The organism is Burkholderia sp. Bp9016 (assembly GCF_003857765.1).
In the GTDB taxonomy this organism is placed as follows: Bacteria; Pseudomonadota; Gammaproteobacteria; order Burkholderiales; family Burkholderiaceae; genus Burkholderia.
The window spans coordinates 45,017-69,228 of record NZ_QTPY01000002.1 but is presented as its reverse complement, the minus strand read 5'-3'; the positions used below and the strand labels follow the sequence as shown (position 1 = coordinate 69,228).

The following is a 24,212-nucleotide window of genomic DNA, read 5'->3' as shown; positions in this document are numbered from 1 at the left end:
AATCGATCACGAACGCATGGTGTCGGGTGGACCGATCGAATGCGGCAGTCGTCCGGATGGACAGCGCTTCCGGGCGCCGCGCGCTTCGTCCCGCGCCGGCATGATCAACCAGCAACCAGTAGTTGTCGCCACGACGACTTTATGTCTGTCCGGTTGTCGCTCAACGGACTATCCTTGCCTGCACATTCCCCACTGGACAACAGGAGACGACACCGTGACGCACAGCGTGATCCCCGCAGGCCTCGCCGACGAAATGATCGAGATCCGGCACCGCATCCATGCTCACCCCGAGCTGGGTTTCGAGGAATTCGCGACGAGTGACCTCGTCGCCGAGCAGTTGCAAGGGTGGGGCTACACGGTGCATCGCGGGCTCGGCGGCACGGGCGTCGTCGCGCAGTTGAAAGTCGGCAACGGCACGCAGCGCCTCGGCCTGCGCGCCGACATGGACGCGCTGCCGATCCACGAATCGACCGGCCTGCCGTACCAGAGCACGATCGCCGGTAAGATGCACGCATGCGGCCACGACGGCCACACGGCGATGCTGCTCGCGGCCGCGAAGCACCTGGCGCGCGAGCGCCGTTTCTCCGGCACGCTGAACCTGATTTTCCAGCCGGCCGAAGAAGGGCTCGGCGGCGCGAAGCAAATGCTCGACGACGGGCTGTTCGATCTGTTTCCGTGCGACGCGATCTTCGCGATGCACAACATGCCCGGTTTCCCGACGGGCAAGCTGGGCTTCCTGCCGGGGCCGTTCATGGCGTCGTCGGATACCGTGATCGTCGACGTGCAGGGGCGCGGCGGCCACGGCGCGGTGCCGCACAAGGCGATCGATCCGGTCGTCGTGTGTGCGCAGATCGTCGTCGCGCTGCAGACGATCGTGTCGCGCAACGTGTCGCCGCTCGACATGGCGATCGTCACGGTCGGCGCGATCCACGCGGGCGAGGCGCCGAACGTGATTCCCGATCGCGCGCAGATGCGCCTGTCCGTGCGCGCGCTGAAGCCCGAGGTGCGTGACCTGCTCGAAACGCGCATCAAGGAAGTCATTCACGCGCAGGCGGCCGTGTTCGGCGCGACCGCGACGATCGACTACCAGCGGCGCTACCCGGTACTCGTCAACGATGCGGAGATGACCGCGTTCGCACGCGGCGTCGCGCGCGAGTGGGTCGGCGAAGCGAACCTGATCGACGGGATGGTGCCGCTCACCGGCAGCGAGGATTTCGCGTTCCTGCTCGAGCAGCGGCCGGGCTGCTACCTGATCATCGGCAACGGCGACGGGGAGGGCGGCTGCATGGTGCACAACCCCGGCTACGACTTCAACGACGCGGCACTGCCGACCGGTGCGTCGTACTGGGTCAGGCTGGCCGAGACGTTCCTGGTGTGACGGATGGCGCGTGAGGTCCGGGGCCGTGCATGCGTGCGCTGGTCCCGGCTGCCCGAGACCAATTGGGACATCGGCCAGGCTAGAACGCGTCCCCGCCGAACAACGCCGCCGCCGCATCCGGATTCGACGGCCAGTACATGTGCATGTACGTCGCGACGATCGCGCCCGCGCGATAAACGGCTTCGCCGCTGCCAGCCTCGCCATCGGGCCGGGCGGCGGTCGCGACCGGCACCAGCGGCGTATCCAGCCGAGAATAATGAAACGTATGACCGCGCATCGGCCCGGTGCACGTATCGAGTCGCTGCATGCCGAGCGCCGCGAACCGGCGCTGCATTGTCGCTTGGCCTGACAGCAGTCCGAGCATCGGCGTCGTGACGCCCTCCACGTCGGTCAGCGATTCGCACAGATACACCATCCCGCCGCATTCCGCGACGATCGGCCGACCGGCCGCCGCGTGCATGCGAATCGTCCGCGCGGTCACGGCATTCGCCGCCAGCGTCGCCGCATGCAGCTCCGGATAGCCGCCCGGCAGGAACAGCGCATCGCAATCGTCGGGCACGGGTTCGTCGGCAAGCGGCGAAAAGAACCGCAACTGCGCGCCGAGCGTATCGAGCAGCGCGAGATTGGCCGGATAGATGAACGAGAACGCCGCATCGCGGGCGATCGCGATTCGCTTGCCGGCGAGCGCGCGCGGCAGCAGAGCGACAACGTCCGGTTCCGCGAACGTGACGGCAGGCGGCAACTCGACAAGCGCGGTGTGCGCGAGCACGTCGGCCGCGCGATCGAGCCGTGCGTCGAGATCGTCGATATCGGCCGGCTGGTGCAGCCCGAGATGCCGCTCCGGCAGCGCGATGCCCGCATCGGCCGGCACGTGCCCGAGCCAGCGCAAGTCGTCGGGCAGCGCCTGCCGCAGCAGTTCCGCGTGGCGCGGCGACCCGACACGGTTCGCCAGCACGCCGTAAAACGGCACCCCGGGCCGGAACCGCGCGAGCCCGAACGCGATCGCCGCGAAGGTTTGCGCCATCGCCTTCGCGGAAATCACCGCGACGACCGGCACGCCGAACGTCGTCGCGAGATCGGCACTGCTCGGCGTGCCGTCGAACAGCCCCATCACGCCTTCGATCAGGATCAGGTCGGCGTCGCGCGCGGCCTCGGCGAGCAGCGCGCGGCATCCGGCTTCACCGACCATTCCGAGGTCCAGCGCATGCACGGGCGCGCCGCTCGCGCGCTCGAGCAGCATCGGATCGAGAAAATCGGGCCCGGTCTTGAACACGCGCACGCGCCGGCCGAGCCGCCGGTGCAGCCGCGCGAGGCCGGCCGTCACCGATGTCTTGCCCTGTCCGGACGCGGGTGCGCTGACGAACAGCGCGGGGCAGGCCGGCATCGGTCAGAACTCCACGCCGCGCTGTGCCTTTACGCCTTGCTCCTTGTACGGATGCTTGACGAGCCGCATTTCGGTGACGAGGTCGGCCGCGTCGATCAGCGCATCGGGCGCATGCCGCCCGGTGACGACGACATGCACCGCATCCGGTCGCGCGGCGAGCGTCGCGAGCACTTCGTCGAGCGGCAGGTATTCGTACTTCAGCACGGTGTTCAGCTCGTCGAGGATCACCATCCGGTATTCGCCGCTTTCGATCATCCGGCGCGCCTCGTCCCAACCCTTGCGGGCGGTCGCGATGTCGGCGTCGCGGTTCTGCGTGTTCCATGTATAGCCGTCGCCCATCGTCACGAAGTCGCACTCCGCGACCGCGCCGAGGAAATCGCGCTCGGACGTGTGCAGCGCGCCCTTGATGAACTGCACGACACCGAGTCGCATGCCGTGGCCGAGCACGCGCACGGCCATGCCGAACGCGGCCGTGCTCTTGCCCTTGCCGTTGCCGGTGTTGACGATCAGCAGGCCCTTCTCGTGCGTGGCGGCGGCCTGCTTCTTTTCATGGCCGGCGCGGCGGCGTTCGGTCATCCGTTGATGGGATTCGGCATCGGTCTTCATCGGGAGTCGTCCTGTCGAAAGCGAAACAAAGGGTTCAGAGCGGGCCGGCGAGTGCAACCGTCACGCCGCCCAGGATGGATTTGGGGCCGAGCAGCCGGCCATGCGGCGCCGCGAGCTGCGCACAGGGTTCGGCCACGCCGGCGACGCCGAAACGCGCAAGCGCGGCCGCCGACGGCACACTCGGCGCCGGTTCGGGACAATGCGCGAGCTGCGCCGCGTCGAATGCGACGAGCGGCCAGCCGCGCCGCGCGCACAGCGTGCGCAGCGCACGCGCGCGGGCCTTGTCGGCGAGCGTCGCGACGACGGCCGGCTCGACGGCCGGGTAACGCGCGAGCGCTGCGCGGATCGCGGCATCGAGTTGTGCGGCCGTCACGCCCGCGCGGAAACCGACGCCGAGCGCGACGCGCATCACGCGCCGCTACCGCCGAGCGCCGCGCGCACCGCCGGGTCGTCGGCAAGCGCCGCGACCCGGCCGATCACGACGATCGCCGGCGAGCCGATACCGGTCGCGCCGACGCGTTCGACCACCGTATCGAGCGTCGCGAGCACGTGCCGCTGCCCGTCACGCGTCGCGTTCTCGATCGCCGCGCACGGCGTGTCGCCGGCCAGCCCGCCGTCGCGCAGCGCGGCCGCGATCGCGTCGAGCCGGCGAATGCCCATGTAGATCACGATCGTCATGCGCGTGGCGGCCAGCGCGCGCCAGTCGGGTTCGTCGGCGCCCGCACCGTGGCCCGTGACGAAGATCACGCCCTGCGCGTCGCCGCGATGCGTGACGGGAATGCCGAGCGCGGCCGGCGCGGCGATGCCGGCCGTGATGCCGTTGACGACTTCGACCGGGAACCCGGCCGCACCGAGTGCGAGCAATTCCTCGCCGCCGCGGCCGAACACGAACGGATCGCCGCCCTTGAGCCGCGCGACGCTGCGGCCCGCGCGCAGGTGCGCGAGCATCGCGGCGACGATCGCGTCCTGCGGCGTCGACGCATGGCCACCGCGCTTGCCGACATGCTCGATGCGCGCGTCGGCGCGCGCGTGGCACAGCACGTCGGGGTTCACGAGATCGTCGACGAGCAGCACGTCGGCCGCGGCGATCGCGCGCACGGCCTTCAGCGTCAGCAGATCGGCATCGCCCGGGCCGGCGCCGACGAGCCATGCGCGGCTCATCGCGGGCGGCACGGCGCGCACCGTGTCGAAGCAGTGGAAAGGGGAAAGCGGGCGGCACATCGGCTGCCGACGGACAGGCAAGACATGATCGATCGAGCGAAGCCCGCGCGAGCGCGGGCGGAATACGCACCCCATCCGTCCCCCGCGGACCGGGCGTTCGGCGAGCATCGGGCTCGCCCCTTGCGTCGGCCGGTATCCGGGCTGGCCGCTTGCCAGGCCGCAGCCTTCCCGCCCGCTGAAGGGCAGTGGCATCGCGGGCGGCCTGGGCGCGCGCGCGGCAAGCGCGGCGCGCGGGCGGCGTACCGTTGCGGGGACAGCACAGGCCGGGCGGACATTCGCCTCCTGTTTCCCGTTTGACTGCATGCGCGCAAATGCGCGTGCGAGCACCGAACGCGGCGCATACGATAGCACAGCGACCGATTCGCGCGAACCCGTCACGCGGGCGCCGGATGCGGCTTCCCGCACGGTGCCGCGGCCGTGCCGAACATCCCGCGGTAGCCCGTTTCGCCTTGACGCTCCCCGCACCGCCGCCTACACTCGCACGCGTTTTGGTGCTCGCGCGCGCTCCTCCGGCGCGCGCAGTTAAACGGGAAACAGGGAGCGTGACTGCGCCGCAGTCGAGCCAACCTGTGCTGCCCCCGCAACGGTAAGCGAACGCGTCGCGCCCAGCGCGATGCAGCGCCGCTTCGCCGCATGCCAGCCGCATGCGGACGACCGCCACTGGATGCCGCGTGCATCCGGGAAGGCGAAGCGGCGTGTTCGTCAGCCCGGATACCGGCCGAAACGTTGGGGTTCAGCGCCGCGGGGAGGCGGCGCATCGTCCACGGCCGCAGCACGCCCGACGCCCGAGCGTTTCCCGCTTTCTTCGCCGATTGGCCCGCCGCGCCTGCGCGCCCGGGCCGGCGCGACGAACGGCAGGCAGCGCGGGAGCAGGGCCCACGACGGCCGTGTTGGCATTCACCATGTCGACCGTTCGCAAGGAAGCGTCATGTCCGATTCGTCGTTCCGTCCGTTCCGCGGCCGTCCGTCCGGACTGCGCCACGACCTTCCCGCGATCCGCCAGCTGACATGCCGCGCCGCATCCGACGCGACGATCCCGGCCTGATTCCATTCTCGACACAGGATCTACCATGTCCCTACGCAAGCTTCCCGTCACGATCGTCACGGGCTTTCTCGGCAGCGGCAAGACCACGCTGATGCGCCACATCCTGCAGCACGCCGAAGGCCGCCGCATCGCGGTGATCGTCAACGAGTTCGGCGAGCTCGGCATCGACGGCGAAATCCTCAAGGGCTGTGGCATCGGCTGCGAGGACGCAGACGGCGCGGACGGCGCTCAGGGCGAGGCGGCGGGCCAGTTGTACGAACTCGCGAACGGCTGCCTGTGCTGCACCGTGCAGGAAGAGTTCTATCCGGTGATGGAGGCGCTCGTCGAGCGCCGCGCCGACATCGACCACGTGCTGATCGAGACCTCGGGCCTCGCGTTGCCGAAGCCGCTCGTGCAGGCGTTCAACTGGCCGACGATCCGCAACAGCTTCACGGTCGACGCGGTCGTGACCGTCGTCGACGGGCCGGCCGCCGCGAGCGGCCAGTTCGCGGCAAACCCGCAGGCCGTCGACGCGCAGCGTCGCGCCGATCCGAATCTCGACCACGAATCGCCGCTGCACGAACTGTTCGCCGACCAGCTGTCGTCGGCCGATCTCGTGATCGTGAACAAGGCCGACCTCGTCGGCGACGCGCAGTTCGCGGAAGTCGAAGCCGCGATCCGCGAAGACATCCCGCCGCAGGTGAAGATCGTGCGCGCGACGCGCGGCGAACTGGATCTCGCGATGCTGCTCGGGCTCGAATCCGCGTCGGAGGCAACCATCCATCTGCGTCACGACCATCACGGCTCGGCCGACGACGGCGACCACGACCACCATCACGACGATTTCGATTCGGTCGTCGTGTCGGGCGATGCGGGTTCGCGCGAAGCGACGATCGCCGCGCTGCAACGTGTCGTCGAGACGCACACGATCTACCGCGCGAAAGGCTTCGCGGCGCTGCCCGGTGCGCCGATGCGGCTCGTGATCCAGGGCGTCGGCCGTCGTTTCGACAGCTATTTCGATCGTCGCTGGCAGGACGGCGAAACGCGCGCGAGCCGCTTCGTGCTGATCGGCGAGGATCTCGACGCGGCCGCGCTGCAACGCGCGTTCGACGCCGCGTGCGCGGCCCGGACGCAACAGGCGTAACGCACGATGCATCTGCTGCGCACCACGCCGGGCGGCTTCGTCGACGATACGCAGGGTGTCGTCCGGATCGACCAGCAGCCGGCCGACATCGTGATCCTGAGTTCGGCCGACACGACGCTGTCGCTGCTGGCGAGCGTCGTGCCGACGATGCCGGCGGGTTTTCCGAGCGTCCGGCTCGCGAACGTCACGTTCCTGCGGCAGCCGGCGTCGGTCGACTTCTATGTCGACGACGTGCTGCGCCACGCGAAGACGGTCGTGATCGACCATCTCGGCGGCGAAGCGTACTGGCCGTACGGAATCGAGCAGGCCGTGACGCTCGCGTCGAAGCAAAGGCAACGGCTCGCGATGTTCTCGGGCGACCTGCAGGAAGACCCGAACCTCGTCGCGAAGAGCACGGTCACGCCGGACCTGTGCCGGCTGTGGTGGCGCTACCTGCGCGAAGGCGGGCTGCACAACGCCGCCGCGCTGCTGCGCAGCATTGCCTTCCATACGCTCGGCTTCGGCGACGAGCCCGAGCCGCCGCGGCCGCTGCCGGCCGCGGCGCTGTATCACCCGGCACGCGACACGGCGAGCATCGACGACTGGCGTACGCGCTGGACGCCCGGCGCGCCCGTCGTCGCGATCCTGTTCTATCGCGCGCACTGGCAGGCCGCGAACACCGCCGTGTTCGACGCGCTCGCCGATGCGCTCGTGCGCGAAGGGCTCAATCCGCTGCCGATCGCGGTCACGTCGCTGAAGGACGCGGTGAGCCGCGAGGTCATCACGCAACTCTGCGACACGCATGACGTCGCGCTCGTATTGAACACCACCGCGTTCGCGGCGGGCGCGATCGACAGCCCCGAACCCGACGTGCTGGCCGGCGACGCTCCCGTGCTGCAGGTGATCCTGTCCGGCGGCAATCGCGACGCGTGGGTGGCCGACAACCAGGGGCTGCATGCGCGCGACATCGCGATGCACATCGCGTTGCCTGAAGTCGACGGGCGCATCGTCACGCGCGCGGTGAGCTTCAAGGGGCTCGCGTATCGTTGCCCGCACACCGAAGTCGACGTCGTGCGCTATCAGCCGGATGCCGAACGGATCGCGTTCGTCGCGGCGCTCGCGCGCGGCTGGTGCCGGCTGCGCACGCTCGACAATGCCGACAAACGCATCGCGCTGATTCTCGCGAACTATCCGCAAAGCGAAGGGCGGATCGGCAACGGCGTCGGGCTCGATACGCCGGCGTCCGCGCTGCGCGTGCTCGCGGCGTTGCGCGAGGCGGGCTACGCGGTGGCCGAATTGCCGGCCGACGGCGACGCGCTGATCGAGCGGCTCACCGAAGGCGTGACCAACGACCCGGCCGTGCACGCACTGCGCCCGGCGTTCCAGAGTCTCGCGCTGGCCGACTACGTCGCGCATTTCGCGCGGCTGCCGGCCGCGGTGCGCGACGCGCTGAACGAACGCTGGGGGCCGCCCGAAGCCGACCCGACGCTGCGGCAGGGGCGCTTCACGATCGCCGGCTGGCGCGCGGGCAACGTGTTCGTCGGCATCCAGCCGTCGCGTTCGCGCGACGAGAACGACTATGCGAGCTACCACGATGCGGACCTCGTGCCCCCGCACGCGTATCTCGCGTTCTATTTCTGGCTGCGCGATGCCTTCGGCATCGACGCGGTCATCCACCTCGGCAAGCACGGCAATCTCGAATGGCTGCCGGGCAAGAGCGTCGCGCTGTCCGACGCGTGCTGGCCCGACCTGACGCTCGGGCCGCTGCCGCATCTGTATCCGTTCATCGTCAACGATCCGGGCGAGGGCAGCCAGGCGAAGCGCCGCGCGCAGGCCGTGATCGTCGATCACCTGATGCCGCCGCTCACGCGCGCGGAAAACTACGGTCCGCTGCAGGATCTCGAGCGGCAGGTCGACGAATACTACGAAGCGCTGATGGTCGACGCGCGGCGCGCGAAGCTGCTGCGCAAGACGATCCTCGCGACGATCGCCGAGCATCGGCTGCACGACGAACTGAGCGTATCGCCGCCGCGCGACACGGGCGACGAGGACGCGCTGCTCACGCGCGTCGACGCGTGGCTGTGCGAACTGAAGGAAGCGCAGATCCGCGACGGGCTGCACGTGTTCGGCGCGTCGCCGGCCGATCGCCAGCGGCGCGACACGCTGCTCGCGCTCGCGCGCTTTCCGGTCGGCGACGGCAAGGGCGAACGGGCCGGGCTGATCGGTGCGCTCGCGCGCGATCTCGCGCTCGGCGACGATTTCGATCCGCTCGCGGCCGACTGGGCCGTGCCGTGGACCGGGCCGCGGCCGTCGGTCCTGCAGGCGCTCGATGCGTCGCCGTGGCGTCATGCGGGCGATACGCGCGAGCGGCTCGAATGGCTCGCGCAGCGGTGGCTCGACGGGCTGTGCCCGGCCGCTTGCGACGACGACGGCAATTCCGGTGCTTGCGGCGTCGACACGACACCGCCCGGCGAATGGCCGCACACGCTCGCGGTGATCGACCGCGTGCGCTCGACGCTGATCCCCGCGCTCGACGCATGCGGCGGCGAGGAAATGCGCCAGTTGCTGCGCGGGCTCGACGGCCGCTTCGTGCCGCCGGGGCCGAGCGGTTCGCCGTCGCGCGGCCGTCCCGACGTGCTGCCCACGGGCCGCAACTTCTACTCGGTCGACACGCGCGCGGTGCCGACGCAGGCCGCCTGGTCGCTCGGGCTGAAATCCGCGCAGCAACTGATCGAGCGCCATCTGCAGGATCACGGCGACTATCCGCGCGCGATCGGGCTGTCGGTCTGGGGCACCGCGACGATGCGCACCGGCGGCGACGATATCGCACAGGCGTTCGCGCTCATCGGCGTGCGGCCGAAATGGGCGCACGGCAGCCATCGCGTGACCGACTTCGAGATCCTGCCGATCGAGATCTTCGACCGGCCGCGCATCGACGTGACGCTGCGCGTGTCGGGCTTCTTCCGCGATGCGTTCCCGAACCTGATGCACCTGTTCGACGCGGCCGTGCAGGCAGTGGCCGCGCTCGACGAGCCGGAGGAACTGAACCCGATCCGCGCGCGCATCGAGCGCGAACGCGAGCAGTGGATCGCGCGGGGCGTGGCGCCCGACGAAGCGCGGCGCCGTGCCGGCTGGCGCGTGTTCGGCGCGCGGCCGGGCAGCTACGGCGCGGGCCTGCAGGACCTGATCGACCGGCGCCGCTGGCAGACCGACGCCGATCTCGCCGACGCATACCGCCAGTGGGGCGGCCATGCCTACGCGCAGAACAGCGCGGGCGATGCCGCGCCCGACGTGTTCGGCGAGCGGCTCGCCACGATCGACGTCGTCGTGCAGAACCAGGACAGCCGCGAGCACGACCTCCTCGATTCGAACGACTACTACCAGTTCCAGGGCGGGATGACGGCGGCCGTGCGGCACCTGTCCGGGCAGCAGCCGAGCATCTACCACGGCGATCACGCGAACCCGGCCGCGCCGAAGATGCGCACGCTGCGCGAGGAAATCGCTCGCGTGATCCGCTCGCGCGTCGTCAACCCGAAATGGCTCGACGGCGTGAAGCGTCACGGCTACAAGGGCGCGGCGGAAATGGCCGCGACCGTCGACTATCTGTACGGCTACGACGCGACCGCGCGCGTGCTGTCGGATCACCAGTACGCGCTCGTTGCCGACGCCTACCTGTTCGACGACGACACGCGCGCGTTCCTCGAACGGCACAACCCGAAGGCGCTGCACGGCATTTGCGAACGCTTCGTCGAAGCGATGCAGCGCGGGCTGTGGCAGCGGCCGGGCGACTATCACGAGCGGATCGAAGCGGTCTGGCTCGCGAGCGAACAACTGCAGGAAGGAGGAAGGCGATGACCGATCCGACGACGCACCGCGCCCGCGCGGTGTTCCCGTTCGCGGCGCTGGTCGCGCAGCAGCCGTTGCAACAGGCGCTGCTGCTCGCGGCGATCGACCCGTCGCTCGGCGGCGTGCTCGTCAGCGGGCCGCGCGGCACCGCGAAATCGACCGCCGCACGCGCGCTCGCGGAACTGCTGCCCGAAGGCGAGTTCGTCACGCTGCCGCTGTCGGCGAGCGACGAGCAGGTGACGGGCACGCTCGACCTCGCGCATGCGCTCGCCGAAAACGGCGTGCGCTTCCGCCCCGGGCTGCTGGCGCGCGCGCACCGCGGCGTGCTGTACGTCGACGAGGTGAACCTGCTCGCCGACGGGCTCGTGGATACGCTGCTCGACGTCGCCGCGAGCGGTGTGAACGTGGTCGAACGCGATGGCGTGTCGCATGCGCACGATGCGCGCTTCGTGCTGGTCGGCACGATGAATCCCGAGGAGGGCGAACTGCGCCCGCAACTGCTCGACCGCTTCGGGCTGATGGTCGAGCTCGAGAACTGCTTCGATGCCGCGCAGCGCGAACGGATCGTGAAGGCGCGGCTGGCGTTCGATCTCGATCCCGACGCGTTTCGTGCGCGTCATGCGACTGAGCAGCATGAACTCGGTGACGGAATTCGTGCGGCGCGGGCGCGGCTGGCGAGGCTGGATTTCGACGATGCGGTGCATGCGCGCGTCAGTGCGCTGTGCATCGACGCGGCCGTTGACGGGCTGCGCGCCGACCTCGTGATGCTGCGCGCCGCGCGTGCCCTTGCCGCGCTGGAGCATGCCGATGCGGTGACGGTGTCGCATGTGGAGCGCGTGGCCGACACGGTGTTGCGGCACCGGCGCCATGCCGGTGCGCCGCCGTCTTCCGGCGCGTCACCGGCGAATGGCGAGCGCCGCGATCAGCACGATCGATCGCCGCCGGACACCCGTCGGCAGCCTGGCGAACCGGGCGCGGCGAAGCACGACGCCACCGCATCGCAAGGCGACTGGGGCTACCTGCCGCCCGAGCCGGCCGGGCTGCGCGACGTGAAAAGCGTCGTGCCGCTGCCGCTAAAAAAACGCTGAGCCATCGAGCCGACGCCGCCGCGAACGCCGTTCGCGGTCCTCGATGGCACTCAGGCGCGACCGCGCGGGTGCCGGGCACCGCACGCGCGGGCACGGCCGTTGCGTGGCCCGCGACGCTCGCCGCGAAGCGCGGCGGCCCGTTGCATGCGACGCATCTGCGCTTTCGCAAACAGGCCGGCGCGCCGCGTGCGCTGCATTGCTTCGTGCTCGACTGTTCCGCGTCGATGCTCTCGCGCGAACGGCTCGCGCTCGCGAAGGGTTTGATCGTCGCGTATTTCGATCTGGCCGCGCGTGAGCGCATGGAAACCGCGCTGATCTGCTTCGGCGGCAACGGTGCCGCGCGCCGCTTCGGCCCGGCCGTGCCGCGCTGGTGGAATGCGCGCTGGCTCGAACCGGTCGACGGCGGCGGCGGCACGCCGCTGGCCGATGGCATCGCGGCCGCCGCCCAGTTGCTCGCGCGCGACGCGCGGCGCACGCCGGCGCCGGACAAGCAGCGCTGGCTGTGGGTGTTGTCCGACGGGCGCACGCGCGAGACGCCGCCGAAACCGGCGGCCGCCGATCACGTCGTGTTCGTCGACTTCGACGATGCGGCCGTGCGGATCGGACAGGGCGAAAGGCTCGCCGGCGCATGGGGTGCGCAATGGGTGACGGCCGAATCGCTTTGCCGCGGATTGACCGGTTGATCGACGACGCAGGCCGATGGGCGGCGCTGCGCTATGATCGCCGTTTCTGCTTACCGGAATGCCTGCCATGCAAGTACTCGTCGATGCCGACGCGTGTCCCGCCGTCATCAAGGACATGCTGTTTCGCGCCGCGCGTCGTGCCGAGATCTGCGTGACGCTGGTCGCGAACCAGTTTCTGCGCACGCCGCCGTCGCCGTTCATCAAGGCGCTGCAGGTGCCCGCCGGTTTCGACGTGGCCGATGCGCGGATCGTCGAACTCGTCGAGGCGGGCGACCTCGTGATCACCGCCGACATCCCGCTGGCCGCCGCCGTCCTCGACAAGGGCGCGCTTGCGCTCGACCCGCGCGGCAACTGGTTCAGCCGCGAGAACATCGAGGAACGCCTGTCGACGCGCGCGATGATGGATCAGCTGCGCAGCGCGGGGATCGATACCGGCGGCCCGGCGCCGTTCAGCGCACGCGACGGCAAGGCGTTCGCGTCGCAGCTCGACCGCTTTCTTGCGCGCCATGGCAAGCCGTAACGCGCGCGGCTGCGATTCGTTGCCGGTTTCGCGCCGGCGCATTGACGGCGGCAGGGGTGCGGTTTTTCGCCGACGCTGATATCGTGACGCGAACCACTACCCGGAGTGCCAGGATGTCCCCGACCCAACTGCTCGTTCCGACATTGACCCAGATGCTGCGCGCACAAGCCGCGTGGCTCGACAAGGCGGCCGCGCACCGGCAGGCCGCGGGCGACATGCCCGATGCGATGCTGACGCTGAAGCTCGCGCCCGACATGTATCCGCTCGCCGCGCAGGTGCGCTTCTCGTGTTTTCAGGCAATGGAACCCGTGTACCGGCTGCGCGGCGAGCCGCTGCCGGCCGCGCTGCTGGCGTTGCGGGAAGCCGGCTGGAACGCCGATGCGCAACCCGGCACGCTGAGCGACGCGCAAGGCATCGTCGCGGGCGCGATCGCGTTTCTCGGCGAACTCGCGCCCGATGCGCTCGACGGCGGCGCGGCGCTGCCGATCGCCCTAGAACTGCCGAACGGCATCGCGTTCGACATGACGGGCGAGCAGTACGCGCGCGACTGGGCGCTGCCGCAGTTCTACTTTCACACGATCGCGGCCTACGCGATCCTGCGCCATCACGGCGTCGATCTCGGCAAGGCCGATTATGTGCCGCACATGCTCGCGTACGTGCGGCCCGGCACGATTCCGCAAGGGTAAGGAACGGATGAACCAACGCGGCGGCCACCGCCGACCGGCGCACGCATCCGCACACGAGCCGGCATGACCCGCGTGCTCTTCATTTGCAGCCGCAACCGGCTGCGCAGCCCGACGGCCGAGGCCGTGTTCGCCGCGTGGCCGGGCGTCGAAACCGACTCCGCGGGCCTTGCGCCCGACGCGGCACGCCCCTGTGCGCGGACCAGCTCGAATGGGCCGAAATCGTGTTCGTGATGGAGCGCGCGCACGGCGCGAAGCTGTCCGCGCGATTCGGCGCGCATCTGAAGCACCGGAAAGTCATCTGCCTCGGCATTCCCGATCGCTACGCGTACATGCAGCCCGAACTGATCGCGCTGCTCGAACGCAAGGCCGGCCCGTTTCTGCGTGCGTGACCGGGTATGACCGGCGCGGGCGCGTTCAGCGCGAACGCAGCGACCCGTCGGCAAGCACCGAAAAACGATCGAGGTGCAACAGTTCGATGATCTTGCGCGTCGGCACGCTCGCGCGCAGCGTTTCGAGCCGTTCGACGTCGAACCACTTGCAGCGGGCGATTTCGTTGCTGGCGCGCGGCGTCAGGTGTTTGGGCACATCGGCCACGAATACGTGATGAAGCTTCGTGAGCCCGCCGAACTGCACCGCATAGTCGAGCGCGAGCCCCTCCAGCCGCGTTTCCTCCGCCAGTTCGCGCTGCGCGGCCTCCAGCGGCGTCTCGCCGCGCCGGATCGTGCCGCCCGGCAGCGACCAGCGCGCCGCGCTGCGGGCGACCAGCAGCACGCTGCTGCGCTGGCGGCAGACGATCGTGGCACGTTCCTTGATGATGGCGAGGGTATCGGGCCCGGTACTCATGTTCGGCAAAACAGGTGCTGAATCGTGGAGGAAATGCGCGTCGGCCGGTCGTAACCGGCCCCTCACCCGACACTCGGGCGCGACGGCATGCAGGCAGCCGCGCCGATCTTACCGGGCGTTCATGACAGTTCCGTGCGCTGTACCGCGCACCGGCTTTCGCGTCACGCGTGCGTGTAGATTCCCGAGCGCGCGGGCTTGCCGTGCCGCACGTGGCGCCGCTTGTGGACGGTGCGCCGGCGATGTGGCGGCGGTGCCACATGCCGGCGCGGGGGCGCCGGGCGTGCGGTGGGCGAAGCGGCCCCAGGCTGTACCTGGCCTTCACCGAAATGGAATGTCTGGGTTTGCGCGCGGGCGACGCCCAGCGTCGACGCCAGCACGAGGGCCGCGAGCAGCATGCGTTTCATGGATCTTCGCCTTTCTTCATCAGTTCAAATGTGCACTGCCCGCCAGCTTAGCGAACGGCGGCCCCGCGCCGCAACCAGCCTGCGTTCCGTGTCGTCCCCAGTTGCGCGCGGCCGCTTTATCGGCCCGTCGGCCGGGACATTTCCAGCTTGACAATAAAATTCCCAGGTGTGAATATAAATTCACACACAAGAATTATTATTCCAGCCGGGAAAACCGTGTCGCAGTTGCCGGCGCGACGGAACCGGCGGTCCGATCAACCGGAAGCAGGAGCGAGACGCATGGCGGAACACGAGCAGCAGGGCGCGCTGGCAGGGTTGCGCATCATCGATCTGTCGCGGGTGCTGGGCGGCCCGTACGCGACGCAGATCCTCGCCGACCACGGCGCGGAGGTGATCAAGGTCGAGCCGCCGTCGGGCGACGAGACGCGCACCTGGGGGCCGCCGTTCGACGGCGACACCGCGTCGTATTTCCTCGGCGTGAACCGCAACAAGCTCGGCATCGCGCTCGACCTGACGCAGCCCGACGACCGCGAGCGGCTGCTCGGGCTGCTCGAGCGTGCCGACGCGGTGGTCGAGAACTTCAAGATCGGCACGATGGAGCGCTGGGGCCTCGGCTTCGACGCCCTGCACGCGCGCTTTCCGCGTCTCGTCTACTGCCGCGTGTCGGGCTTCGGCGCGGACGGCCCGCTCGGCGGGCTGCCCGGCTACGACGCGGCCGTGCAGGCGCTGGCCGGGCTGATGAGCGTCAACGGCGAGGCGGGCGGTGCGCCGCTGCGCGTGGGCGTGCCGATCGTCGATCTCGTCACCGGGCTGAACGCGGCGCTCGGCGTGCTGATGGCGCTGCGCGAACGCGATGCGAGCGGGCGCGGCCAGTTCGTCGAATCCACGTTGTTCGACTGCGCGCTGTCGATCCTGCATCCGCATACGCCGAACTTCTTCCATTCGGGGAAGGCGCCGGTGCGCACCGGCAACGCGCATCCGAACATCACGCCGTATGACAGCTTCCCGACCGCGGGCGTCGACATCTTTCTCGCGGTCGGCAACAACGGACAGTTCGCGGCGCTCTGCGACGTGCTCGGCACGCGCGACTGGCCCGACGATCCGCGCTTCGCCGACAACCGCGCGCGCAGCGCGAACCGCGCCGCGTTGCGCGCGCTGCTCGAAACGGCGCTGGCCTCGCACGACGGCGCGGCGCTCGCCGAACGGCTGATGCGCCGCGGCGTGCCGTGCGCACCGGTTCTCGGGCTCGATGCGGCGCTCGACCATCCTCACGTCGCGCATCGGCGGATGAAGGTCGAACTCGGCCGGCATCGCGGCATCGCGTCGCCGATCAAGCTCGGCCGCACGCCGGCCACGTACCGGCGGCCGCCGCCCGCGCTGAACGAACACGCGGCGCAGGTCTTGGCCGACGATGCGCACGACGACGGCAACGGCGATCGCCGGCGCTGACCGGCATCGCGACGGGCGGCCGCACCCCGCACGCCCCTTCGGACAACCCGCCGCACCGCGCACGACGCACGCCGGCGCAAGAGGAGACACATCATGCTCGCATGGATCGGCGCGATTGCGATCGTCGCGCTGTTCGGCCTGATCATCACGAAACGGCTCGCGCCGCTCGTCGCGCTGATCGTCGTGCCGGTGGCCGCATCGCTCGCGGCCGGGTTCGGGCTTCAGACCGGCAAGTTCATCGTGCACGGCGTGCAGAACATCGGCCCGATCGCCGGGATGTTCGTTTTTGCGATTCTATTTTTCGGAATCCTCACTGACGCCGGGATGCTCGATCCGATCATCGCGGGCGTGCTGCGCGTGATCGGCTGCCATCCGCCGCGCATCGTGATGGGCTCGGCGCTGCTCGCGCTGCTGATCCATCTCGACGGCTCGGGCGCCGTCACGTTTCTCGTCACGCTGCCCGCGATGATGCCGCTCTATACGCGGCTCGGGATGGACCGGCGGATCCTCGCGTGCGTCGCGTCGATGGCGGCCGGCGTCAACTTCCTGCCGTGGGTCGGGCCGATGCAGCGCGCGTCGGCGGCATTGCACATTCCCGGCTCGGCGATCTTCATGCCGATGATTCCGGTGCAGATCGTCGGGCTCGTGTTCGTGTTCGGCACCGCGTATGTGCTCGGCGTGCGCGAGGCGAAGCGGCTCGGGCTCGATCGCGCGGGCGCGGCAGCGCTCGCGATTGCGCCGCGCGAGCTGACCGACGCCGAGCGCGCGTTGCGCCGGCCCGGGCGTTTCGGGATCAACCTTGCACTGACGCTGGTCGTGCTCGTCACGCTGGTGTCCGGCATCGTCGATCCGATGGTGATGTTCATGCTCGGCACGGTGGCCGCGCTCGTGATCAACTATCCGGACGTGCAGGCGCAGCGCGAGCGGATCGACGCGCATGCGAAGGCCGCGCTGATGATGGCGAGCGTGCTGCTCGCAGCCGGCGCGTTCACCGGGATCATGTCCGGCACCGGGATGCTCAAGGCGATGGCCGAGGTCGTCGTCGCTCACGTGCCGGTCGAGCATGCGCGCCACATGCCGTTCGTGCTCGGCCTGCTGTCGATGCCGCTCAGCCTGCTGTTCGATCCCGATTCGTTCTACTTCGGCGTGCTGCCGGTGCTCGCGGAAAGCGCGAAGCTGCTCGGCGTGCCGCCGATCCAGATGGCGCAGGCCGCGCTGCTCGGCCAGATGACGACCGGGTTTCCGGTGAGCCCGCTCACGCCCGCGACGTTCCTGATCGTCGGGCTGACCGGCGTCGAGCTCGCCGAGCACCAGAAATTCACGATTCCGTTCCTGTTCGCCGCCACCGTGCTGATGGTCTTCGCCGCGGTCGCGACGGGCGTGTTTCCGTTATGAGCGCCCGCGGGCCTGTCGCTTTGCGCCAGGCCATGGAGGTGCCATTCAACCTTGGGGCGGCCCGGCGCCTCGTTGCACATGCCGCGGGCCGTTCACGTTTTCCGGGAGAGCAGTCCATGCAGTTCGACCTGACCGACGACCAGCGCGCGATCGAAAGCGCGATCGAGAAAATCTGCGAACGCTTCGGCGACGATTACTGGCTCGAGCGCGATCGCGCGGGCGGGTTTCCGTCCGACTTTCACGCGGCGCTCGCCGAGGCCGGCTGGCTCGGCATCGCGATGGACCCGGCGCACGGCGGCGCCGGGCTCGGGATGACCGAGGCCGCGCTGATGATGCGCACGATCAGCGCATCGGGCGCCGGCCTGTCGGGCGCGTCGGCCGTGCACATGAACATCTTCGGGCTGAACCCGGTGCAGGTGTTCGGCAACGACGCGCAGAAGGCGCGCTTCCTGCCGCCGCTGATCGACGGGCGCGACAAGGCCTGCTTCGCGGTGACCGAACCCGACGCGGGCCTCGACACGACGCACCTGAGCACCCAGGCACGCCGCGACGGCAACGATTACGTGCTGAGCGGGCGCAAGATCTGGATCTCGACCGCGCAGGTCGCCAACAAGATGCTGATCATCGCGCGCACGACGCCGCTCGACCGGGTCGCGAAGCCGACCGACGGGCTGAGCCTGTTCTATACCGATCTCGACCGTTCGCGCGTCGAGGTGCGCGAGATCGAGAAAATGGGCCGCAAGGCCGTCGACTCGAACATGCTGTTCATAGACAACCTGCGCGTGCCGCGCGACGACCTGATCGGCAACGAGGGCGACGGCTTCCGCTATCTGCTGCACGGGCTGAATCCCGAGCGGATCCTGATCGCCGCCGAGGCGATCGGCCTCGGGCAGGCCGCGCTGCGGCGCGCGACGAAGTATGCGTGCGAGCGCGTCGTGTTCGGCCGGCCGATCGGGCAGAACCAGTCGATCCAGCATCCGCTCGCGCAGGCGTGGATGCAGCTCGAGGCTGCGTGGCTGATGGTGATGAAGGCCGCGACGCGCTACGACGCGGGGCAGTCGTGCGGCGCGGAGGCGAACGCCGCGAAGTACCTCGGCGCGGAAGCCGCGTTCCAGGCGTGCCAGACCGCGGTCGCGACGCACGGCGGGATGGGCTACGCGAAGGAATACCATGTCGAGCGCTACCTGCGCGAGTGTATGATTCCGAGGCTCGCGCCCGTGAGTCCGCAACTGATCCTGTGCTACATCGCGGAAAAGGTGCTCGGGCTGCCGAAGTCGTACTGACCGTACCGACCGGCGGCTCGCCCGGCGCGCGGCTTCCCGTTCCGAATCAAGCGCTCGTCATGGACGTCAAACTCGTTGCCCGCACGCTCGACCTGTTCGAGCTGTTCGCCGCCGAACGGCGGCCGCTGCCGCTCACCGAGCTCGCGCGCCTGCTCAACGTGCCGGCGTCGAGCTGCCTGGCGATGGCGCGCACGCTCGTGAGCCGCGGCTATCTGTACGAAGTGCGCAAGCGCGGCGGCTACTATCCGACGCGGCGCCTCCAGACGATCGCCGCCGCGATCGACGCGACCGACCCCGTCGTCGACCTCGTGCATCCGCATCTCGTCGCGCTGCGCGACGCGAGCCGCGAGACGGCCGTGCTCGGCAAGATCCAGGGCACGTCGGTCACGTATCTCGACGTCGTCGAGTCCGAGCAGGCGATCCGCTATACGCGCCAGCCCGGCGAGCTGCGCCCGCTGCATGCGAACTCGATCGGCAAGGCGATCTTCGCGGAACTTGCCGGCGATGCGCAGCAGGCGCTCGGCGCGCAGTTGTCGTTCGAACGCTTCACCGACGCGAGCGTCGCCGACCTGCCGGCGCTCGTCGCGCAAGCCGCGCGGTTTCGCGAACTCGGCTGGGCCGAGAATTTCGGCGAGAGCGCGCCCGAGCTGTCGGCGATCGCGGTTGCGGTGACGCTCGACGGCGACTGGTACGGGCTGTCCGTCGTCGGGCCGACCGAGCGGATCCGTCAGCATCGCGACGCGCATGCGGCGCTGCTGGTCGATGCGAAGGTGCGGTTGCTGGCCGAGCAGGGGCGCGGCTAGCGCCACGGCCTGGCACGCCGCGCGTCAGAGATTCAGCGATACCAGCGCGGCGTATAGACCCACTCGCGGCCGCCGTCGATCGCAAAGCGCCGCGTCGTCGACGAACCGACGATCACCATCGTGCGCATGTCCACCTGATCGCTGCGCAGCGCGCCGAGCGTCGTCGTCGCGAGCGTCTCGCCGGGGCGGCCGATGTCGCGGCCGAGCACGACGACCGTATCGGCCGCGCGATGCGTGCGCACGACGTCGAGCGCACGATCGAGCTGCCACGGCCGCGCACGCGAGATCGGGTTGTAGAACGCCATCACGAGATCGGCTTGCGCCGCATGCCGCAAGCGCGTCTCGATCACGTCCCACGGTTTCAGGTTGTCCGACAGCGAGATCGCGCAGAAGTCGTGGCCGAGCGGCGCGCCGGCCTGCGCGGCCGTCGCGAGCGACGCCGAGATGCCCGGTTCCACGCGCAGGTCGACCGCCGCCCATTGCGGGTCGCGCGCTTCGTCGAGCGCTTCGAGCACGGCCGCGGCCATCGCGAACACGCCCGGATCGCCCGACGATACGACCGCGACACGCCGGCCTTGCGCCGCCAGTTCGAACGCATGGCGGGCACGCTGCATTTCCTCGCGGTTGTCGGAGCCGTGCACGCATTGATCGGCGCGGAACGGGCCGGCCATCGTCACGTAGGTCGTGTAGCCGAGGATGTCGGTGGCTTCAGCGAGCGCGCTGCGTGCGGCCGGCGTGAGCCACGCGGCGGCGCCGGGGCCGAGGCCGAGCACGGTCAGGCGGCCACGGGCGCGACCGAGCGTGGCCGGATCGATCGGGTGTGAAGCAACGGCGCAGGCAAGACCGTCGGCGGCTGCGCGCAGCGTATGCGCGACGCGCAACGTGCGGCCGAGCAATACGGCGGCATCGGTGTCGTTCGCGTGAGCGCCTCCGACTTCGGCATCGGCATCGGCAAAGCGCAGCGGCACGCCGAGTGCTTGCGCCGCTTCCTCCAGTCGAACGTTGCCGAGCAATGTTGCGGGCGCAACGAGTGCGGCGAGCGCCGGTCGTGCGAGCCCCTGCGCGTCGAGCAACGCTTCGACCCGCGCGGCAACCGGCGGCGACGCATCCGCCCGCGCACCATGCACGTCGATACCGACCACCACGCTACGCGGATGAATCACGAGCTCGTCGCGCGCGCCGCGCCACGCCTCGGGCGTGACGCGAATCGCATGCGCTGCCGCCGCGTCGCGCGGCAGCGCGACGTCGTCGAGCCACGGCGCCGCGCCGTCGATGCGCGTGGCCGCGCCCGCAAGCAGGTCGGACACGAAGCGCTTGCCCTGCGCGAGATCGGCGAGCGCATAGCCTTCGGGCGGATTGAGCACGCACGCGCCGAAGCGCAACTCACCGCTCGTCGTGATCGCCGGCGCGACGCCGACGCATGCGGCGATTTCCCGCGCGATCACGTTCACGCCGGTCAGCCCGCCGAGCAGCGGCACGACGGCCGAGCCGTCTTCCGCGACGGCGAGCACGGGCGGCTCGACACCCTTATCGGCCAGCGCCGGCGCGATGCAGCGGATCACGATGCCGGCCGCGCACAGCGCGACGATCGGCAGCCCGCGCGCATAGAGCTCGCGCAGGTGCGCGCCGAGTTCGTCGAACGGCACGTCGGCAGCGACACGGGACGCGAGCCCGTGCACGAGGGCGCCCGGATAGCGCGCCTGGATGCGCCGCGCTGTGTCGAGCGCGCCGGCGCCGAGAATCACGATCGCGGGCGGAGTCGTCATCCTTGCCATTTTTCCCCCGGCACCACGAGCAGCGAGAAATACGGGGACGCCATCGGATCGACTTCGTCGAGCGGCACGATGCGCTGGGCCGCCATCGTCGCGCGCTCGACGTACAGCGCGCGCTTCGCGAGCCCCAGGTCGTCGAGCACGCGCCGCACCTTGTCGAAGTTACGGCCGAGCTTCATCACGACGGCCGCGTCGGCCTGCGCGAGCCGCGCGCGCAATTCGTCCTCCGGCAGCACGCCGGACAGCACCGACAGGCTCTGGTTGCGGTACACGAGCGGCTGGCCGAGCACGGCCGTGCCGCCGAGCATCGCGCACACTCCCGGGATCACCTCGGTGTCGTAGCGCGGCGCGAGCCGATCGTGCAGGTACATGTACGAACCGTAGAAGAACGGATCGCCTTCGCAGATCACCGCGACGTCGCGCCCCGCATCGAGGTGCGATGCAACGATCCCGGCGGCCGTGTCGTAGAAGTCGGCGATCACCGTTTCGTAGCACAGCGGCGGCGGCAGCGCCTCGGTCGTCACCGGGTAGACGAGCGGCAGTTGCGTCTGCGTATCGAGCATGTGTGCCTCGACGATCCCGTACGCGTTGCCCTTCTTGCCCTTCGCGACGAAATACGCGACCACCGGCGCGGCCTGCAGCACCCGCAGCGCCTTGATCGTCATCAGTTCAGGGTCGCCGGGGCCGACACCCACGCCGAACAGGCGCCCGCGCGCGGCCGTCATTCGGCCTCCGTCGCAAGCGCGTTGACCGCGGCGGCGGCCATCGCGCTGCCGCCGCGCCGGCCGAGCAGTGCGACGTACGGCACGCCGCGACTGTCGGCGGCCAGCATCGCCTTCGATTCGGCCGCGCCGATGAAGCCGACCGGAAAGCCGAGGATCAGCGCGGGGCGCGGGGCGCCGGCGTCGATCATGTCGAGCAGGTGGAACAGCGCGGTCGGCGCGTTGCCGATCACGACGATGCTGCCGGCCAGCTGCGGGCGCCACAGTTCGAGCGCCGCGGCCGAGCGCGTGTTGCCGAGATGGCGCGCGAGATCGGACACTTCCGGCTCGCCGAGCGTGCAGATCACGCGATTGCCGGCCGGCAGCCGCGCGCGCGTAATGCCTTCGGCCACCATCTTCGCGTCGCACAGGATCGGCGCGCCGGCCGCGAGCGCGGTGCGCCCGGCCGTGCCGGCGCCCGCCGAGAAGTGCAGATCGTGGACGACGTCGACCATCCCGCACGCATGGATCACGCGCACCGCGAGTTTCTCGAGATCGGGCGGAACCTGCGACAGGTCGGCCTCGGCGCGGATCGTCGCGAACGACTGGCGGTAGATTTCCTGCCCGTCGCGAATGTAGTCAAGCATCGGTGGTGTCCTGGCTGTGCCGCGCGCCCGTCAGTCGGGCCGCGGCCTGGTCAATCGTCAGATGGCGCGCGAGCGGGGCGCCGAGGCCCGCGGCAGCGTCGCGCCGGTAAAGGTCGTAGCGCCCGGTCGCGACCGCGACGAGCGTGTGCGTCGCCGCGTGCGGCAGCGCGCAATGGCGCTCGCACCCGGTCAGGTGCACGTCGAGCGGACGGCCGATGCGCGCGGCCAGCGCGAGCGCGTCGCGTTTCGTATCGGCACGCGATTTCGTGCAGCCCGCGCTGCCCGTGCACGCGGCGAGCGACGCGAGCGGATCGGTCATCGCGCACACGAGGCCGAGCGACGCGAGCGCGTCAAGCACGGCCGGCGCGCGATCATGTGCCACGCCGTGCACGAACACGCCTTGCCATGGCGTCATCGACAGCGTGCCGTCGCCGTCGGCTTCGGATATTTCGGCGAGCCGCTCCAGTTGCATCGCGTCGAGCCGGCCGAGCGCGAATTGCGCGCCGACGCTGCAGCGGGCCGCGTCGAACGACGGCCGCGCGCCGAAACGCAGCGCGGCATCGGAGTGCGCGCGTCGCCAGCCGGCGAGCGCTGGATCGGCTGCCAGCGGGAAGGGCAGGTAGTGTTGTGCGCGTTCGAGCAGCGCGCGTTCGCCGCAGCTCGCGAGCAAGGCGCGCATCCGCGCGACGTCGGCAGGCGCGAGATCGAGGAACGCGAGCAGCAACGCACGCACAAGCGCGGCGGCCTGGTCGGGCGAGACGTCGATCAAGGCGGGCGTGTCGTCGGGGGCGACCGGCACGCAGCCGGCCACGCCCGCGGCGATGCGCAGCGCGCCGTCGCCGCGACGCCATGCGGCCAGCCAGATGTCGTGCGGATGATCGAGCGCCGCGACCGATTCGCCGCCATCGAGCTGGATCGAGAATTTCGGTGACAGTTCGCCGCGACGCGGCTCGCGAGCCAGCATGTCGAAGAGGGCGGGCGCGAGTGCGCGGCTGTCGAGCAACGCGTCGGGATCGTGCCCGGCGAGCGGGCTGAGCATCAGGTTGCGGACGTCGTCGCTCATGGCGAGCGCGGTCCGGTCGTCTGCGGCATCGGCGGCGCTCGCGCGCGGGCCGAGGCCCGCGGCGAGCAATGCGCTGGCCAGCGGATCGGCCGCGCCGTCGCGAATGCCGCGCAACTGGAGATTCGCGCGATTGGTCGCGTCGATCGCACCGGAACCGCAGGCGCGCGCCGCGGCGGCGATCGCGCGCGCCTGCCGCGCGTCGAGCCGGCCGCCGGGCAGCTTGATGCGGCACAGTCCGCCGTCGGCGGCCGCGACGACGCGCACGAGCCCCGGGCAGGCCGACGGGCGCACGG

21 protein-coding genes, 1 pseudogene and 2 riboswitches are annotated in these 24,212 nt (G+C 70.2%); of the genes and pseudogenes, 12 read left to right on the top strand and 10 right to left on the bottom strand.

The window, feature by feature from the left end; all coding sequences use genetic code 11:
• The first annotated feature begins 214 nt into the window (after positions 1 to 214).
• Positions 215 to 1,378 (top strand): M20 aminoacylase family protein, encoded by a 1,164-nt coding sequence (locus DIE13_RS02765; RefSeq protein WP_124825728.1) that lies wholly within the window; start codon positions 215 to 217, stop codon positions 1,376 to 1,378.
• Positions 1,379 to 1,457: 79 nt separating this feature from the next.
• Here the strand turns inward: DIE13_RS02765 and DIE13_RS02760 are convergent, their stop codons facing one another.
• The 4 genes from DIE13_RS02760 to cobA are packed head-to-tail and all read right to left on the bottom strand — an operon-like array spanning position 1,458 to position 4,589.
• A complete protein-coding gene (locus DIE13_RS02760; RefSeq protein ID WP_124825727.1) occupies positions 1,458 to 2,762 on the bottom strand; it encodes a cobyrinate a,c-diamide synthase in 1,305 nt (434 codons plus the stop codon).
• A gap of 3 nt (positions 2,763 to 2,765) precedes the next feature.
• On the bottom strand, positions 2,766 to 3,368 hold the full coding sequence (gene cobO, locus DIE13_RS02755) for a cob(I)yrinic acid a,c-diamide adenosyltransferase (protein ID WP_124825726.1): 603 nt from the start codon (positions 3,366 to 3,368) through the stop codon (positions 2,766 to 2,768).
• A gap of 34 nt (positions 3,369 to 3,402) precedes the next feature.
• Positions 3,403 to 3,777 (bottom strand): cobalamin biosynthesis protein, encoded by a 375-nt coding sequence (locus DIE13_RS02750; RefSeq protein WP_124825725.1) that lies wholly within the window; start codon positions 3,775 to 3,777, stop codon positions 3,403 to 3,405.
• Positions 3,777 to 4,589: a uroporphyrinogen-III C-methyltransferase gene (gene cobA / locus DIE13_RS02745; RefSeq protein WP_175750874.1), complete on the bottom strand. Its 813-nt coding sequence runs from the start codon at positions 4,587 to 4,589 to the stop codon at positions 3,777 to 3,779. Before cobA ends, DIE13_RS02750 begins: the two co-directional genes overlap by 1 nt.
• Positions 4,590 to 4,698: 109 nt before the next feature.
• Positions 4,699 to 4,935: riboswitch (cobalamin riboswitch) on the bottom strand.
• Between the two features lie 126 nt (positions 4,936 to 5,061).
• Positions 5,062 to 5,327: riboswitch (cobalamin riboswitch) on the top strand.
• 332 nt (positions 5,328 to 5,659) lie between these two features.
• Between cobA and cobW the strand changes: the two genes are divergently transcribed.
• The 7 genes and pseudogenes from cobW to DIE13_RS02705 all read left to right on the top strand — a co-directional run bounded on the left by cobW (position 5,660) and on the right by DIE13_RS02705 (position 13,948).
• Positions 5,660 to 6,757 carry a cobalamin biosynthesis protein CobW gene (cobW, locus tag DIE13_RS02735; RefSeq protein ID WP_124825723.1) on the top strand — a complete coding sequence of 366 codons (1,098 nt, stop codon included), beginning with the start codon at positions 5,660 to 5,662 and terminating at the stop codon, positions 6,755 to 6,757.
• A gap of 6 nt (positions 6,758 to 6,763) precedes the next feature.
• Positions 6,764 to 10,591, top strand: coding sequence for a cobaltochelatase subunit CobN (gene cobN / locus DIE13_RS02730; RefSeq protein ID WP_124825722.1), 3,828 nt, complete (start codon positions 6,764 to 6,766; stop codon positions 10,589 to 10,591).
• Entirely contained in the window at positions 10,588 to 11,670 is a 1,083-nt protein-coding gene (locus DIE13_RS02725; protein ID WP_124825721.1) for an ATP-binding protein, read from the top strand. The genes cobN and DIE13_RS02725 overlap by 4 nt, the downstream gene beginning before the upstream one ends.
• A 68-nt stretch (positions 11,671 to 11,738) precedes the next feature.
• Positions 11,739 to 12,353: a VWA domain-containing protein gene (locus DIE13_RS02720; protein WP_124825720.1), complete on the top strand. Its 615-nt coding sequence runs from the start codon at positions 11,739 to 11,741 to the stop codon at positions 12,351 to 12,353.
• 67 nt (positions 12,354 to 12,420) lie between these two features.
• A complete protein-coding gene (locus DIE13_RS02715; protein WP_124825719.1) occupies positions 12,421 to 12,873 on the top strand; it encodes a YaiI/YqxD family protein in 453 nt (150 codons plus the stop codon).
• 113 nt (positions 12,874 to 12,986) lie between these two features.
• Positions 12,987 to 13,559 (top strand): DUF1993 family protein, encoded by a 573-nt coding sequence (locus DIE13_RS02710; protein WP_124825718.1) that lies wholly within the window; start codon positions 12,987 to 12,989, stop codon positions 13,557 to 13,559.
• 63 nt (positions 13,560 to 13,622) lie between these two features.
• Positions 13,623 to 13,948, top strand: a pseudogene (locus tag DIE13_RS02705) (low molecular weight protein tyrosine phosphatase family protein).
• A gap of 25 nt (positions 13,949 to 13,973) precedes the next feature.
• Here DIE13_RS02705 and DIE13_RS02700 read toward each other — a convergent pair.
• On the bottom strand, positions 13,974 to 14,402 hold the full coding sequence (locus DIE13_RS02700; protein WP_124825717.1) for an NUDIX hydrolase: 429 nt from the start codon (positions 14,400 to 14,402) through the stop codon (positions 13,974 to 13,976).
• 161 nt (positions 14,403 to 14,563) lie between these two features.
• Complete coding sequence (locus tag DIE13_RS02695) at positions 14,564 to 14,806, bottom strand: hypothetical protein (protein WP_124825716.1); 243 nt, start codon at positions 14,804 to 14,806, stop codon at positions 14,564 to 14,566.
• A 279-nt stretch (positions 14,807 to 15,085) separates the two neighbouring features.
• On the opposite strand from DIE13_RS02695, the gene DIE13_RS02690 reads away from it, so the two are divergent.
• From DIE13_RS02690 to DIE13_RS02675, 4 genes are all read left to right on the top strand, one after another.
• Positions 15,086 to 16,255, top strand: a complete 1,170-nt coding sequence (locus tag DIE13_RS02690) for a CaiB/BaiF CoA-transferase family protein (protein ID WP_124825715.1) — start codon at positions 15,086 to 15,088, stop codon at positions 16,253 to 16,255.
• A gap of 93 nt (positions 16,256 to 16,348) precedes the next feature.
• Positions 16,349 to 17,650, top strand: a complete 1,302-nt coding sequence (locus DIE13_RS02685) for a CitMHS family transporter (protein WP_124825714.1) — start codon at positions 16,349 to 16,351, stop codon at positions 17,648 to 17,650.
• A gap of 116 nt (positions 17,651 to 17,766) precedes the next feature.
• Positions 17,767 to 18,933, top strand: coding sequence for an acyl-CoA dehydrogenase family protein (locus tag DIE13_RS02680; RefSeq protein WP_124825713.1), 1,167 nt, complete (start codon positions 17,767 to 17,769; stop codon positions 18,931 to 18,933).
• Positions 18,934 to 18,992: 59 nt separating this feature from the next.
• The gene (locus tag DIE13_RS02675) at positions 18,993 to 19,736 is read left to right on the top strand and encodes an IclR family transcriptional regulator (protein ID WP_124825712.1); all 744 of its coding nucleotides are present in this window, start codon (positions 18,993 to 18,995) and stop codon (positions 19,734 to 19,736) included.
• A 32-nt stretch (positions 19,737 to 19,768) separates the two neighbouring features.
• On the opposite strand, the gene cobJ is transcribed toward DIE13_RS02675, so the two are convergent.
• The 4 genes from cobJ to cobG are packed head-to-tail and all read right to left on the bottom strand — an operon-like array spanning position 19,769 to position 24,210.
• On the bottom strand, positions 19,769 to 21,502 hold the full coding sequence (cobJ, locus tag DIE13_RS02670; RefSeq protein WP_124825711.1) for a precorrin-3B C(17)-methyltransferase: 1,734 nt from the start codon (positions 21,500 to 21,502) through the stop codon (positions 19,769 to 19,771).
• Positions 21,499 to 22,233, bottom strand: coding sequence for a precorrin-2 C(20)-methyltransferase (locus DIE13_RS02665; RefSeq protein WP_124825710.1), 735 nt, complete (start codon positions 22,231 to 22,233; stop codon positions 21,499 to 21,501). Before DIE13_RS02665 ends, cobJ begins: the two co-directional genes overlap by 4 nt.
• A complete protein-coding gene (locus DIE13_RS02660) occupies positions 22,230 to 22,856 on the bottom strand; it encodes a precorrin-8X methylmutase (protein ID WP_124825709.1) in 627 nt (208 codons plus the stop codon). Before DIE13_RS02660 ends, DIE13_RS02665 begins: the two co-directional genes overlap by 4 nt.
• Entirely contained in the window at positions 22,849 to 24,210 is a 1,362-nt protein-coding gene (gene cobG, locus DIE13_RS02655; RefSeq protein WP_279607226.1) for a precorrin-3B synthase, read from the bottom strand. The genes DIE13_RS02660 and cobG overlap by 8 nt, the downstream gene beginning before the upstream one ends.
• Positions 24,211 to 24,212 lie beyond the last annotated feature (2 nt).

Coding starts and splice junctions, on each gene's coding strand:
- DIE13_RS02760 (WP_124825727.1), bottom strand. CDS start 2,762: ATGCCGGCCTGCCCCGCGCTGTTCGTCAGCGCACCCGCGTCCGGACAG.
- cobO (WP_124825726.1), bottom strand. CDS start 3,368: ATGAAGACCGATGCCGAATCCCATCAACGGATGACCGAACGCCGCCGC.
- DIE13_RS02750 (WP_124825725.1), bottom strand. CDS start 3,777: ATGCGCGTCGCGCTCGGCGTCGGTTTCCGCGCGGGCGTGACGGCCGCA.
- cobA (WP_175750874.1), bottom strand. CDS start 4,589: ATGTGCCGCCCGCTTTCCCCTTTCCACTGCTTCGACACGGTGCGCGCC.
- cobW (WP_124825723.1), top strand. CDS start 5,660: ATGTCCCTACGCAAGCTTCCCGTCACGATCGTCACGGGCTTTCTCGGC.
- cobN (WP_124825722.1), top strand. CDS start 6,764: ATGCATCTGCTGCGCACCACGCCGGGCGGCTTCGTCGACGATACGCAG.
- DIE13_RS02725 (WP_124825721.1), top strand. CDS start 10,588: ATGACCGATCCGACGACGCACCGCGCCCGCGCGGTGTTCCCGTTCGCG.
- DIE13_RS02715 (WP_124825719.1), top strand. CDS start 12,421: ATGCAAGTACTCGTCGATGCCGACGCGTGTCCCGCCGTCATCAAGGAC.
- DIE13_RS02710 (WP_124825718.1), top strand. CDS start 12,987: ATGTCCCCGACCCAACTGCTCGTTCCGACATTGACCCAGATGCTGCGC.
- DIE13_RS02700 (WP_124825717.1), bottom strand. CDS start 14,402: ATGAGTACCGGGCCCGATACCCTCGCCATCATCAAGGAACGTGCCACG.
- DIE13_RS02695 (WP_124825716.1), bottom strand. CDS start 14,806: ATGAAACGCATGCTGCTCGCGGCCCTCGTGCTGGCGTCGACGCTGGGC.
- DIE13_RS02690 (WP_124825715.1), top strand. CDS start 15,086: ATGGCGGAACACGAGCAGCAGGGCGCGCTGGCAGGGTTGCGCATCATC.
- DIE13_RS02685 (WP_124825714.1), top strand. CDS start 16,349: ATGCTCGCATGGATCGGCGCGATTGCGATCGTCGCGCTGTTCGGCCTG.
- DIE13_RS02680 (WP_124825713.1), top strand. CDS start 17,767: ATGCAGTTCGACCTGACCGACGACCAGCGCGCGATCGAAAGCGCGATC.
- DIE13_RS02675 (WP_124825712.1), top strand. CDS start 18,993: ATGGACGTCAAACTCGTTGCCCGCACGCTCGACCTGTTCGAGCTGTTC.
- cobJ (WP_124825711.1), bottom strand. CDS start 21,502: ATGACGACTCCGCCCGCGATCGTGATTCTCGGCGCCGGCGCGCTCGAC.
- DIE13_RS02665 (WP_124825710.1), bottom strand. CDS start 22,233: ATGACGGCCGCGCGCGGGCGCCTGTTCGGCGTGGGTGTCGGCCCCGGC.
- DIE13_RS02660 (WP_124825709.1), bottom strand. CDS start 22,856: ATGCTTGACTACATTCGCGACGGGCAGGAAATCTACCGCCAGTCGTTC.